This is a genomic window from Pseudomonas sp. Marseille-Q8238 (assembly GCF_965111915.1).
This window is the reverse complement of the sequence record NZ_CBCOPI010000001.1, coordinates 4,240,798-4,254,307: the sequence shown is the minus strand read 5'-3', so window position 1 is coordinate 4,254,307 and position 13,510 is coordinate 4,240,798. Positions and strand designations below refer to the sequence as shown.

The 13,510-nt window shown below is 64.4% G+C and carries 10 protein-coding genes; 1 reads left to right on the top strand and 9 read right to left on the bottom strand.

All coding sequences use genetic code 11. The features are described 5' to 3' along the window. Positions 1–416: 416 nt before the first annotated feature. The 8 genes from ACWPW0_RS19655 to ACWPW0_RS19620 form a co-directional block, all read right to left on the bottom strand. Entirely contained in the window at positions 417–1,673 is a 1,257-nt protein-coding gene (locus ACWPW0_RS19655; protein ID WP_454256270.1) for an amidohydrolase family protein, read from the bottom strand. Between the two features lie 84 nt (positions 1,674–1,757). After that, on the bottom strand, positions 1,758–4,022 hold the full coding sequence (locus ACWPW0_RS19650) for a TonB-dependent receptor (protein ID WP_454256269.1): 2,265 nt from the start codon (positions 4,020–4,022) through the stop codon (positions 1,758–1,760). A gap of 369 nt (positions 4,023–4,391) precedes the next feature. Further along, complete coding sequence (locus tag ACWPW0_RS19645) at positions 4,392–6,158, bottom strand: ABC transporter ATP-binding protein (RefSeq protein WP_454256268.1); 1,767 nt, start codon at positions 6,156–6,158, stop codon at positions 4,392–4,394. Between the two features lie 46 nt (positions 6,159–6,204). Continuing rightward, positions 6,205–6,798 (bottom strand): nitroreductase family protein, encoded by a 594-nt coding sequence (locus ACWPW0_RS19640; RefSeq protein WP_454256267.1) that lies wholly within the window; start codon positions 6,796–6,798, stop codon positions 6,205–6,207. Positions 6,799–6,903: 105 nt separating this feature from the next. After that, positions 6,904–7,593: a class II aldolase/adducin family protein gene (locus ACWPW0_RS19635; RefSeq protein ID WP_454256266.1), complete on the bottom strand. Its 690-nt coding sequence runs from the start codon at positions 7,591–7,593 to the stop codon at positions 6,904–6,906. Between the two features lie 60 nt (positions 7,594–7,653). Beyond that, complete coding sequence (locus tag ACWPW0_RS19630; RefSeq protein WP_447594274.1) at positions 7,654–8,739, bottom strand: ABC transporter substrate-binding protein; 1,086 nt, start codon at positions 8,737–8,739, stop codon at positions 7,654–7,656. A gap of 250 nt (positions 8,740–8,989) precedes the next feature. Beyond that, entirely contained in the window at positions 8,990–10,120 is a 1,131-nt protein-coding gene (locus ACWPW0_RS19625; RefSeq protein ID WP_454256265.1) for an LLM class flavin-dependent oxidoreductase, read from the bottom strand. Positions 10,121–10,149: 29 nt separating this feature from the next. After that, positions 10,150–11,211 carry an LLM class flavin-dependent oxidoreductase gene (locus tag ACWPW0_RS19620; RefSeq protein WP_454256264.1) on the bottom strand — a complete coding sequence of 354 codons (1,062 nt, stop codon included), beginning with the start codon at positions 11,209–11,211 and terminating at the stop codon, positions 10,150–10,152. A 125-nt stretch (positions 11,212–11,336) separates the two neighbouring features. On the opposite strand from ACWPW0_RS19620, the gene ACWPW0_RS19615 reads away from it, so the two are divergent. Continuing rightward, the gene (locus ACWPW0_RS19615) at positions 11,337–11,609 is read left to right on the top strand and encodes a hypothetical protein (RefSeq protein ID WP_454256263.1); all 273 of its coding nucleotides are present in this window, start codon (positions 11,337–11,339) and stop codon (positions 11,607–11,609) included. Between the two features lie 26 nt (positions 11,610–11,635). Here ACWPW0_RS19615 and ACWPW0_RS19610 read toward each other — a convergent pair whose 3' ends face one another. Further along, positions 11,636–13,501 carry an extracellular solute-binding protein gene (locus ACWPW0_RS19610; protein ID WP_454256262.1) on the bottom strand — a complete coding sequence of 622 codons (1,866 nt, stop codon included), beginning with the start codon at positions 13,499–13,501 and terminating at the stop codon, positions 11,636–11,638. Positions 13,502–13,510 lie beyond the last annotated feature (9 nt).

Genomic DNA, 13,510 nt, shown 5'->3' with positions numbered 1-13,510 from the left:
TTGCGGATTCGCTTGCTCGGCACCCTGAAAAAACCGGCTCTAGGCCGGTTTTTTCAGGGGGTGTGTTCATGGCGTCTGGGTTTTGTTTAGGGCCTGTTGACGTTTCGATATGGGACGGCCAGATTGAGGCAGTTGCTGACATTCCGCCTTTGCGTTTCATGAAGCCGATTGGTGGGCTAAAGCGGAGCGCCGCCCGGCCCACCCTACGCGTAGGTTCAGGCCCTGTAGGGTGGGCTTTAGCCCACCAATCGGCTTCATGAAACGCAAAGGCGGAATGTCAGCAACTGCCTCAAAAAGGCCCGTTCTATGAGCTGGATGGAAATATATTCCTCTCCGATTCAATAAGTTCAAGCGAAACGCCAACAGCCCCTGGCCGGCCTGTGCGCCTAGGCACGTGCTGCAGGCAGCAGCCCCCATCAGTCCTTGTAGATAACGCCGCCTTTCATCACCCAGCCGACCCGTTCCAGGGTGTCGAGTTGTTCCAGCGGGTTGCCGTTGACCGCGATGATGTCGGCGAACTTGCCGGCCTCGATGCTGCCCAGGTCGTTGTCCGCGTTGAGCCAACGTGCCGCGTTGACGGTCGCGGCCTGGATCGCCTGCAGGTTGCTCAGCCCGGCTGCGACCAGATAGGGAAACTCCGCGTAGTTCTCGCCCGCCGGGCCGTCGGTGCCATAGACGATGGGAATGCCGGCCTTGATGATCTTCTCGATATTGCGCTTGTGCACCTTGGAGGTCTGCTCCAGCACGGCCAGGGTGTAGGGCGTGGCGCCTACTTCCTTGGCCCGTTGCAACCAGCGGCTGGCGGGAGACAGGGTCGGTACCACCACCGCGTGTTTGTTGGCCTTGATCAGAGCGATGCCTTCATCGTCGACCAGCGATGCATGTTCGATGGAGTCCGCACCCAGGCGCGCGGCCGTGCGAATCGCGTCGGCACCATGGGCGTGCACCGCGACCTTCTTGCCATAACGGTGAGCGGTGTCGATGACCGCGCGGATTTCCTCTTCGCTGAACTGCGAGATGGTCGGGTCGGTGCCACTGACGAAACCGCCGGTGATGCAGATCTTGATGAAGTCGGCGCCGTACTTGAACTGCTCGCGCACCTTCTGCACGAAGGCGGCGGGGCTGTCGGCGACGCCGCTGGCCTCGTAGCGGAACTCCGGAGCCAGGACCGGGCCACTGCAATGGCCTCCCGTCACGGCGAGCAGGGTGCCGGCATCGTAGAGGCGTGGGCCGATGACATCGCCGTCGGCGATGGCGTCGCGCAGGGCGATGCCGGCGAAGCCGCTGCCGGCCATGCTGCGGACGGTGGTGAAACCGGTCAGCAGGGTCTTGCGGGCATTGGCCGCGCCCTTGAGGGCACCACGGGCCACGCTGGTATCGAGGCCGCCACCGGCAGCGATATGCACATGGCCGTCGATCAGGCCAGGCAGCAGGGTGACATCGCCCAGGTCGAGGATGCGGTCGGCTTTGGCGCTACCGGAGCCGACCGAGAGAATGCGTTCGCCCTGAACCACCACCACCGGATCATCGATGATCTTGCCGTTCTTGACGTCGAGCAGGCGCGTCGCCTTGATGGCCAGGGTTGGGCTGGTCTCGGCCAGGGCCCAGCAGGGGGCCAGCAGACTGGCGAGCAGAAGCGGCAGCCCGAGGCTGCGGAAACGTGTCGTGCGCATGGTAGGAATTCCTTGGCAGGGCCCTGCGGCCGGCTGCGGAAAGACAGGCTGCTGCGCGGCTGTTGGCCACGCAGCAGCTCGGCGTCAGAAGAGTTGCTTGGTCACGGAGAGGCCAAAGGTGCGGGGCTCCGCGTAACTGATGTTGCGCGTCTGGTAGCCGCCCGGCGAGGCGTTGGACTTGTACTTCTCGTCGGTGACGTTATCGGCGTAGACGGTGATCTTCAGGTCACCGCGATCCACCCAATAGGACAGGCTGGCCTGGCCGAGCAGGCGCGAATCATCGCGGTAGAAGCTGTCGGTGTGATCTGCCGATAGCCATTGCGAGCTGCGCCAGTTCCAGTTGGTATCCAGAACGATGGTATCCGCGCCGCCACGTACCGGGATACGGTAGTTGGCACCGAGAATCGCGCTGTACTCGGGCGAGCGCCCGAACTCGTCACCGGTGTAGTCGGTGGTGCCCGAGACATAGTCGGTGTACTCGGTGTGCAGCTTGGCCAGCGCCAGGTTGACCCGCAGGTTGTCCAGCGGGATCGCGGCGATTTCCAGTTCGGCACCCCATACCTTGCCTTGGCCACCGTTGGTGCGGCGCGAGACATAGCGGTTGTTGTAGACGTACTGGATGTTGGTCTGGATGTCCTCGTAGTCGTAGTAGAAGGCGTTGGCGTTGATGTTTAGACGCCCATCCAGCCATTCGGACTTCAGGCCGATCTCGTAGTCGGTGAGGTACTCGGGGTCGACCAGGCCCACCGCGCCCTGGTTGGTCGCGCCGCCGTTGAAACCGCCGGAGAGAAAACCACGGGCATAGCGCAGGTACACGCGCAGGTTGTCGTCGATCTGGTACTCGGGCGTGATGTCCCAGCTGAAGTCCTGCCAGGTCTTCTTCTCGTTCTGCTGTGCGGTGACCTGCAGGGGCGAGGTGACCGACTCGAACTCCCACCAGCGGCTGGTGTTGCCGAAGACCACGGGGGCGACGCCGCCACGACGTTGCAGGTCGATGTCCTTGGTTTCCGAACTCCAGCGCAGGCCGGCGGTGACGCTGAGTTTGTCGGTGAAGTTGAAGGTGTTGCTGCCGAACAGCGCGTAGCTGCGTGTGGTCTGCTCCCAGCCGCTGCGGTCGAAGGCCGTGGCGGTGTAGGGGTTGACCAGCGAGGCCGTGGCGCCGGTCTGGGCGGCGTCTTCGTAGAAGTAGTGCAGGCCCAGCAACCAGTTCCAGCGGTCTTCGCGCGGCGAGGACAGGCGGAACTCCTGGGACGCCTGTTTGCTGCGCTGGATGCCGGCCCAGGAACGGGCGAGGTCGTAGGGGCCGCCATCGCTGTCGGTCTCGCCACGGGCGCCGGAGCGGTAGTCATCGAAGGCGCTGATCGATACCAGCTCCAGGTTGCCGAGTTGCCAGTTGAGGCGCGCCGAGACACCCTCCTGAATCACCTTGGGCGCCTTGCCGCTGATGTTCAGGCTGGCATTGCCGTTGGTGGGGCCAACATAGCCGAACTGGTCGGAGCCGTTGGGGCGGGTGCCGAAACGGGTGGCGCGGGCGAGCACGCCCTCGGTCTTGTATTCGCGGTGATGAACACTGACCAGGGCATCGAGGTCGTCACTGATGGCGGCCAGGACCTGCAGGCGGATGGCCTGGTCGTTCAACTCGCCGCGCTCGCTGCCACCGTTGTAGGTGTTGCGGCCGAAGCCATCGAGGCTTTCATCGTAGAGCGACAGGCGAGCAGCCAGGTGGTTGTCCACCAGCGCACCGCCGATGGCCGCCTCATATTTGCGGCGGTTGTAGCTGCCGACATCGACTTTCAGGTAGCCATCCGGGTTGAAGGTCGGTTTCTTCGAGATGAAGTTGAGCGCCCCGGCAGTACTGTTCTTGCCCCAGAGGGTGCCTTGCGGGCCACGGGCGATTTCCACCCGTTCCAGGTCGAACAAGGGACGGTTGGCGGCCGTCACGTTGGAGATATAGATATCGTCGTAATACACCCCGATCGGCGAGACCGTGGTGCCCGTTGGGTCACCGGTATATAAGCCGCGCAAGTTCCAGCGGGGCAGGCCATGGCCATTGTTACGCTCCACCGAGAAGTTAGGCACATAACTGCCAACTTGAGAGGCGGAGGAAATACCACTTTCGCGGACTTTGTCGCCGCCCAGAACGGTAATCGGAATAGGGACTTTCTGCACACTTTCATTGCGCTTCTGTGCGGTGACGACAACCGTTTCGAGTTTGTCGCTGCCTGCATCTTTCTCGGACGGCGTGGTGGCCGCAGAGGATGCTGGCGTCGTTGCCTGGGGTGTCTTGTCGTCGGCAGCGAACGCGTCTATGGCGAGTGTTATGGAGAGGATAGGAAGCAGTGCGCGCAATAGTTGATGCGGCCGCTTGCTCCTGTCTCCCGGGGATGAAAGTGGTTGTAGAGGTGGTTTGGTGTGGGCAGTAAAGTGGTTAACGCCAGGCATTATATTCTCCCTCGGCCAAATGGCCTGAAACTGCAATAGGCAGCCGGTGAGAGAGCAAGCTATATGCCACTCTTGTGAAGGTGGCGAATGGCGTGGGTTGTGTAGCTTGAAGGCGTTGTTCTATTTAAGTGGTGTGGTTATTTGTGTTGGGTGTGCAGCATATAAGTGCGGGCTTATTGCTGGTGCAGGAACAGTGTTATTTATTAAATAAAATGAGTGTGTAAGTTCGGTTATAAAAACCGCCATCCTGATTCGGATGGCGGTGATGCCGTTGCATCAGTTGGCGATGGCGGCTGTCTGCCCACGGGTCTGCAGGGCGAACAGGTGAGCGTAGAAGCCGCCCGTGTGCTGGATAAGGTGCTCATGCCGGCCCTGTTCGAGCACTTCGCCGCTGCTCATGACCAAGATCAGGTCGGCGCTGATGATCGTGCTCAGGCGGTGCGCGATGATCACCGAGGTGCGGCCGCTGACCAGGCGTTCCAGTCCCTGCTGCACCAGGTGCTCGGACTCCGAATCGAGGGCGCTGGTGGCCTCGTCGAGGATGATCAGTTGCGGGTCCTTGAGAATGGCGCGGGATATGGCCACACGCTGCTTTTCGCCACCAGAGAGTTTGATGCCGCGTTCGCCGACCAGGGTGTCGTAGCCATCCTCCATGCGCAGGATGAAGTGGTCGGCATGGGCCGCGCGGGCCGCGTTCTGCACATCGGCGAAGGTGGCGTCGGGGCGGGCGAAGGCGATGTTCTCGCCGATGCTGTCGTTGAACAGCGCGACGTCCTGCAGCACCACGCCCATGGCCGCCCGCACGCTGCGCTGGCGGTAGTCGCGCAGGTCGCGTCCGTTGATCAGGATGCGGCCCTCGCTGGGGTCGTAGAAACGCATCAGCAACTTGACGATGGTGCTCTTGCCGCTGCCACTGCTGCCCACCAGGGCCAGGGTCTGCCCGGCCGGCAGGTGGAAGGAGATGCGCCGCAACGCGTAGTCCTCCTTGCCCGGGTAGCGGAAGCTGACGGCCTCGAAGGTGATGCTTTCCAGGCGCTCCAGGGGAATCGCATCGGGCTTGTCGGCGTGCTCGGATTCCACATCGAGCAATTCCACCAGACGCTCGGCGGTGCTTTCGATCTCGCCGGCCTGGTTGATCTGCCGGGCGATGGGGCCGATGGTGTTGATCAGGTTCTGTGTCAGGGTCAGGATCAACAGGATGTCACCCGTGGTGAAGCGGCCTTGCAGCGCGGCATGCGCCGCCAGCGACACGGCTACGAACACGCCGAAGGTGTTGATCACATTGAGCGCCTGCTCGGAGCGCCATTCGGTCTTGTGCAGGTTGCCACGCGCCACCAGCCATTCGGCCTGGGTGTCGTCGTAGCGGCGCTTGACCGCCGGTTCGCCGCCGAAGCTGCGCACGGTGGCGATGTTGCCGACCATCTCCGCGAGCAGGCCGCTCATCTTGCCGGCCAGGGCTTGCCAGCCGCGCCGATAGGGCTTGGTCCAGCCCACGGTGCGGTAGGAAATCCAGAAGTTCAGCAGCAGCACGACGGCCATCAGCAGGCCGATCAGCGGCGCCTTGATCAGCAGCACCGTGACGATGAAGAACATCTGCAGGATGCTCGCCAGGGTGCCGTCGGTGAGCGACGACAACCACATGGTGATGCTGGTGATATTGCCGAAGCGGTCCATGATCTCGCCGACCCGGGTCCGCTCGAAATAGTCGATGGACTTGCGGGTCATGTTGTCGAACACCCGCTGGCGGAACGTGCTCACGGTGTCCAGCCAGAGATCGTCGGCCTGCTTGTTCTGCAGCGCGCCGAAGCCCACCACGCCCAGACGCAGGGCGAAGAAGATCAGCAGCAGCACGATGACGCTTTCGCTGGCCTCGGCCTTGCTGAGCGTGCCGGAGAGCATCTGCGCGATGGCGTCGACGATGAACTTGTACAGGTAGGGTGTGGCGGTGCCGATGAAGCCGAGGGCGGTGCCGACGGCGATCACACCGATGACCCGGCCCCGGTATTCCGGGATGAACTGAATGATGCGCCAGATGTTTTTCATCGTTGCGGGGTAGGGCTCTGGAGTGAAGTGGGCGTGGTCGGGCGGCTCATGCGTCGGCGAACGCGAAGCGGCCTTCGGCGACCAGTGACGGCAAGGCGTGGCGCGGGGTGGGCTGCTCGCGGGCCTGCAGCTCTTCGGGCAGGTAGCTGCGGTCGGCCTGGCGACCGATGGCGATGGCGATCTCGACCTTGTAGTCCTCGGGTACGCCGAGCAGCTGCCGCGCACGCTCACGGTCGAAGCCGCCGATGGCGTGGCTGCGCCAGCCGCTGTGCTCGGCTTGCAGTGCCAGGTTGGCCCAGGCGGCGCCGGCATCGAGGGAGTTGCTGAACAGCGGCGTCGGTTGGTCGTTGCCAGGGCGCAGGTGGGTGGTCTTCGACAGCAGGATGATCAGCGCCGAGGCGCGGCTGGCCCAGCGCTGGTTGCTTTCGATCAGCAGATCGAGGAAAGACGCCCAACTGGCCGAGTCACGGGTGCTGTAGACGAAGCGCCAGGGTTGCGAGTTGTTCGCCGAGGGCGCCCAGCGCGCGGCCTCGAACAGGGCGAACAGTTCTTCCTGGGTAATCGGTTCGCCGCTGAAGGAGCGTGGGGACCAGCGTTCGATGAACTGGGGGTGGACGGCGTAATCGGCTTGACGGCTCATGGGAGCTCCTTGGATCGGTGGCGGATGTAGAGGTCGTTAACGAACGGAATCCGGACAGGGAAACTGCCCGGATTCCGGTAGCGCGGTTGCCTGGGAGGGTGGCGATCAGCGGTCGGTGATGGGCAGCAGGCCCAGTTCTTTGGCCTGTTCGGTGAGGCCGCTCATCTTGAATTGCTGGGCCAGCACGCCGGGGCCGAAATCACGCGAGCCACCGATGGCTTCGGCGGCGATCTGGATGCTCGCGCCTTCCTCGAGGATCTGGATGAACTCGGCGGTTTCGCGCAGGCCCTGGGAGCCCCATACCGTGGCGCCGCCGTTGGCCTCGAGGATGGCCTTGACCTGCGGGTTGAGGCGCACCTGGTCGATGATGAAGTCGACTTCCTGCTGGCGCCGGTCGATGTAGATCGGCAGCTCGCGGAACAGCTTGTAGCGTTGCACCGGCACATAGCGGATCGGCAGGGTGCGGTGGGTTTGTGCCCAGGCGCCGAGGCTCGGCGTGTGCACGTGGGAGATGGTGGTGACCTCGGGAAATTCCTGGAACAGCTTGTTGTAGCGACCCGGGCCGCTGAGCACGCTGAAGGAGTAGCGTGCGGGCTCGTTGCGGCGGAATGGGCCGGGGTAGTTGATGCTGACCAGCAGGTCTTCGCCGGGAATGCGCTCGACGAAGCCGACGGTGCCGTTGGCGGTGATGGTGTTGGTTTCGCGGAAAACATCGAAGGCCAGGGTGGCTTCTGCGATGGCTTTTTCCACGAACTCGCGGGCGTGTGGGGTGAGGTCGCTGAGGGTGATGCTCATGGGTGTCCTGCCTGTAATCACGGGTATCTGAAGGCCCGCAGGGCGGGCCGGTTTATCGGGTCAGCGGCCCTGCTGGCGACGTTCGGCGCGCAGCTTGAGGGCGGCTTCGAGAGGGCGTGGGTCGACCCAGTCGGCGAAGTCGAAATCGCGTTCGAGGAAGCCGAACAGCCACAGGTTCTTCTTCTGCGCTTCGAACAGGTGCAGGCGTTCGGCGGACAGGTCCGGGTGCAGCGAGCGGTGGAAGTCGTTGCGGTAGGCCTCAGCCACTGCCGCGCTGCTGCCACGGGTTTCGCTGGAGAGAATCTCGTGCACGCCGGCCAGGTTGTCGGCGGCCCAGTCGGCGGCACGCAGGGTCTGGTCGAGGAAGCGCACCAGCTCGTCGAAGTGGTTGTCGATCAGGTTCTGGTGCACGGTGATCGGCCGTGGCGTGCCGTTGTTGACCCGGTATTTGCGGTCCGGCAGGGCATCCAGGTCGATGCCGACCACCGCGCCGGCAGCCTTGGCTGCATCCACCGCCGCCGCGCCCTTGACGTAGACCGCATCGACGCGGCCATCCGCCAGGTAGTCGAGCCCCGACCACAGGTTGCGTGGTCCGGTGTCAGTGTTCGAGCCGCCCAGTGGACGATTGGACGGCACCTCCACCACCTCCACGTCATGGAAGCCGAGGCCGGCCGCTTCCAGCACGCCGCGATAACCTTGCAGTGACATGCCGCGCGCGATGCTGCTGCCACGGGCATGACTGGGAATACTGTGCTCGCTCCACTCCGGCAGGGCCAGGCGCTTGCCTTTCAGGTGGGCGGGCTCGGTGATGCCGGAGTCCGGGCGAACCAGGATGGTCTGCCATTCGTCGATCCAGGTCAGGCCGATCAGGCGGGTCGGTGCGCCCTGGGCGCGTGCGGCGAGGGCGAGGATGTTGCCGCCTTCGCGGATCAGCGTGTCGAGCTGGTGATCGTAGTGGTGACGACCGAGTTCACGGTTGTCCTGCAGGGTATCGACGCTGATGCCATCGGCGGCGAATTCCTCGGTCAGCCAGCCGAGCTTGTAGGCCAGGCCGGTAGCCGTCGGCACCGGGCAACGGGTGAACCACAGTTGTTGCAGTGCCGCGTTGTCGGCTGGGGTGAGTTGAGCGTTTGCACTGAGCGACATGGTTAACTCCTGTTAACACGACGTGAGAGGTGTGGTGTGCAGAGCACGAACCATTCCAAGTTTTGGATCGATTGTTTTTTCCTTGTTAATCAGTCTCTTACGGTTGTTTCTGAGGCGACGTGCGGCGTGCCTGGACGGGTTGCTGCCAGAGCAGCAGTGGCGTCACACCCAGTTGCTGGGATTGCAGCAGTCGGCCTACAAGAAAGGTGGAGCCCCGCGACCGTGAGGCGTTGGGCTCCGGGTGCCGCGATCAGCGGTGGCCCCTGACCAGTGGCAGGACTTCCTCACCGACCCGGTAGGCCTCTTCCAGGTGCGGGGTGCTGGCCAGGATGAAGGCGTCGGCGCCGAGCTGAACCAGGTCGTCCAGGCGTTCGGCGACCTGCTCGTAGCTGCCGACGATGCCGTTGGTCTGGCCGCCGCGTAGCAGGCTGAAGCCGGACCAGACGTTGGGTTCGATGATCAGGTCCTTGTAGCTGTTGATCGTCTGCGGGCGGTTGGCGCCCTGGCGGCTGGCACCGACCGAATCACCACTGCGGCGCTCGTTGAGGCGGGCGATGGCAGCCGGGTCGAGGCGCTCGAAGCCCTTGCGCACTTCGGCCCAGGCTTCCTCCTCGGTGGCGCGGGCGATGACGTCCACGCGCACGGCGCATTTGATCTTGCGCCCGAGGACATCGGTGCGCTGCTTGACCCGGTCGAACTTCTCGCGCAACTGGGCGAACGGCTCCAGCCAGGACAGGTAGTAGTCCGCGTGCTTGGAGGCCGAGGTGAGGGCCGCGTCGGAGGAGCCGGAGAAATAGATTTCGGGGAAGTCCTGCTGCGACAGCGGCTCGGCCAGGCCGGCGTCGCTGACCTGGTAGAACTTGCCGTCGTAGCTGAACGGGCCGCCTTGCCAGACGCCGCGCAACACGTCGAGGAATTCGGTGGTGCGGGTGTAGCGGTCGTCGTGCGGCGCCGAGTCACCCCACCACAGCTGCGATGGGCCACCGCCACCGGTGATCACGTTGAACAGCGCGCGGCCGTTGGTGGCGCGTTGCAGGGTGGCGGCCTGGCGGGCGGCGGTGACCGGATTGAGGAAGCCCGGCTGGAAGGCGATCATGAAGCGGAAGGTGCGGGTCTGCCGGGCCAGAAAGGCCGACACGGCCCAAGGCTCGTCGGTGGACGGAAAGGACGGGATCAACCCGCCCTGGAAGCCGGAGATTTCCGCGGCGCGGGCAATCTCGCCGAGGTAGTCGATATAGCTGAAACCGTCGTCACGACCGCTCAGGCCGTGGCTGCCCGGCTGGCCATTGCCGAAGAACCAGTCGCCACGGTAGGGCTCGCGGTTGCGGTGGGTGCTGGGTTCGCCATGGGTGGGCAGGCGCCAGTGGAAGTCGATTGCCATGTCTGTGTTCTCTCTGAAAGGGCGATGAGTCAGGCGACGTGCGCGTCGCGGGAAAGCTGGGCGCGCAGGCGCGGCAAGAGGTTTTCACCGACCCGGTAGGCTTCTTCCAGGTGCGGTGCCGCACCGAGCAGGAAGCTGTGGATGCCGGTGTCGGCATAGGCGAGCAGGGCGTCGGTTACCTGTTCGTAACTGCCCACCAGGGTGCCCTTGGCATCGCCATGGGCGCTGCCCAGGCCGAGCCACAGGCCCTGTGCATCGGGGCTGCCTTGCCAGCCGGTCTGCTCGGCCAGGCGGCGGGCATCGAACTCGGCTTCCTCCTGGCTTTCCCGGGCCAGGACGTCGATGCGCAGGCCGAACTTCAGCTCGCGCTGGTTGGCCTTGGCGATGGCGTGCACTTCTGCCAGCAGGGGTTGCAGTTGCGCGGCGGGCTGGGCATCGAAGACATGCACGTCGGCCTGCGCGGCCGATAGCTGATAGGCCTCGGCGCTGTCACCGGACAGGTAGATGGTCGGCACCGGATGGCCGCCCAGCGGGCCGCTGAAACCACCTTCAAGCACCTCGAAGAAACGTCCCTTGAAGGTGAAGCCGGCCGGGTGGGTGATCACGCCCTTGGCGACGGTGAGGAACTCGTCGATGCGTGGCAGCAGGTCGGCATCGGCCACGTGGTCGGCGAGTTGGCGACGCAGGGTGGCGTCGGCGACGCTGCTGATCTGCCAGGCGAAACGGTTGTGGGTGAAGCGCTGGAAGCTGACGGCGTTCTTCGCCGCATACACCGCCGAGCCGCGCGAGGCATCGAACTCGGTGAGCAGCTTCAGGTGCCGGGTGGACGGTGCCAGGTAGCCGGCGATGATCCAGGGCTCATCGCCCTTGGGATCGTTCTGGATGCGGATGCCGTCGAAGCCGGTGAGATCGGCGGCGCGGGCGGTCTGCAGCAGGTAGTCGAGGTAGTTGAACCGAGTGCCGCGCGGGTCGCTGACGCCGGCGGTAAACGGCGCACGATCACCTTCCAGGCGCTCGCCACGTTTGCGGGGTGTCGCATCGGCATAACGGGCGTCCCGGTTGTTCGGCAATTGCCAGATGAATTCGGTCATTGATGGGCTCCATTGGATGGGGGGCCGAGGCGAGGCGTCGGCGTTCCCGGGTAGCAGAGCAGGGAGCGTGCCAGGCCTCGGCGAGGGGCCGGCAAGGTGGTCGCGGCTTGATCTGGATCAGGTAAATGGCGCGTATTGGCCACTTCCGGCCGCCGGGCTCAGGTCACCCGGTGGATGCGTCTGCTGCCGGGGTGCTGCCAGAGCAGCAGTGGGTTGCTGGGGTGTTGCTGGAGCAGCGGCAGGGATGGACACCCTGCGGAGTGCGCGAGGGCTTCGGCGCAGGGTGGAACGGCGCGCAGCTGACGCCGTTTTCATCCACCGTGGGGTTCAGCGCGGCGCTGCGTTCTGGTGGATGGGGAAAGCGTCAGCTGCGCGCCCCGATCCACCCCACCGATTGATTGCGCAGGCGGTTTCGGCGCTGGGCTCAGGGCTGGTTATGGGCCACGGCTGGCGGCTGCTCGACGTTGCCGTCCCACCAGTAGCCGATCACCCATTCGTTGGCGCCGTAGTACAGCGGCAGTTGTGCCGGGTAGCGCAGGCGCTGGTTGTAGATCAGGTGGTGGTTGGTCAGGTAGCGCCAGGGCTGGATGTAGTACCCATGCATCAGCACCCGGTCGAGGGCGTGGGCCGCGGTTTCCAGTTCCTCCTGCGAGCCGGCATCGAGCAGCTTGAGCAGCAGGGCATCGATGGCCGGTGACTTCACCCCGATGATGTTGTTGGAGCCGGGCACATCGGCGTCCTTGCTGTTGAACGCACGCCATAGCTCCGGACCGGGCATGCGTGATTCGCGCAGGGCGATGGGGGAGAAGTCGTAGTCGAAGTCCTTCATCCGGCTGTAGTTGGTCGTCGGGTCGGAGAGTTTCTGTACCACCTGGATACCGAGCTTGCGCAGGTTGAGGTAGTAGGGGTCGAGCAGCATGTTGTCGCCGCGCCCACCGCTGACTTCGATGACGAAGGGCTCACCCGCCGCATTGCGCAGGGCGCCGTCGCGGTTGTGCCAGCCGGCTTCGGCAAACAGCTCCAGCGAACGCACTAGGTTGTTGCGCAGGCTCGACGGCGGCAGGGTGTTGGGCAGCTTGACCATGGGGCCGAATACCGCCGCCGGCAACTGGTCGCGCCAGGGCTCCAGCAGGGCCAGTTCGGCCTCGCTGGGCAGGCCCTGCGCGGCCAGGGTGGTGTTGGAGAAGTAGCTGTAGAGACGCTCGAAGTAGTTGTCGAAGATCTTCTGGTTGATCCACTCGAAGTCCAGGGCGTTGAGCAGCGCCTCGCGCACCCGTGGGTCGCTGAAGCGCTCCTTGCGGATGTTGAAGGCGTGGCCGGTCATGGCGGGCGGGTTCTGGTGGGGGAAGAGCTTCTTCACCAGGTCGCCGTCGTCGAAGCGCTTGCCGATGTACTGGCAGCACCAGTAGCGCATCTGCAATTCGTTGAACACGTCGTAGTTGCCACCGCGCAGGGCGGATACCTGGGTGTCGCGGTCCTTGTACAGCTTGTAGGTGACCTCGCCGAAGTTCAGCGTGCCGCGCCGCACCGGAATGTCCGTGCCCCAGTAGTCGGCGCGTCGGGCATAGCTGACATCGCGGCCTTCCACGGCCTTGGTGATGACGTAAGGGCCGCTGGCGATAGGCGGCTGCATGCGCAGCTTGTCGAAGGTCAGGCGAGTACCGTCGGCCTGCAGGCCCCACTTCTGGGAGAACACCGGCAGGCTGCCGGCGACGAAGGGCAGGTCACGGCCGGGGCGGGTGAAGTCGAAGCGCAGGGTCTGCGTGTCGAGCACCACCACGTCCTTGATCTCGGCGAAGTAGGCGGCGAAGTTGGGGCTGGCCAGTGGCCCGGAGAGCGTGTCGAAGGAGTGCTTCACATCGGCGGCAGTGACCGGGTCGCCATTGGAAAAACGCGCCCTCGGGTCGAGGCGAAAGCGCACCCAGGTGAAATCCGGGGCGACCTCGATGTCGTCGGCGAGCAGGCCGTATTGGGTATTGCGCTCATCCAGGCTGTAGACGGTGAGGGTCTCGAACATCAGCTCGAGCAGGCCGGGGGCGGCGCGTCCACGCAGGCTGAACGGATTGAGCTTGTCGAAGCTGCTGTTGATCCCGGTGTTCGACAGGTTGAGCGTGCCGCCCTTCGGCGCATCCGGGTTGGCGTAGGCGAAATGGCTGAAGCCGCTGGGGTATTTCGGCTCGCCGAACTGGGCGTAGGCATGGGCGGCCTGGGCCTGCAGTGGCAGCAGGAACAGCGCACTGCCGATGGCGGCTGCGAGCACGGGAAACACGTGGCGAAGGGATGACGTCATGGTGGGCTC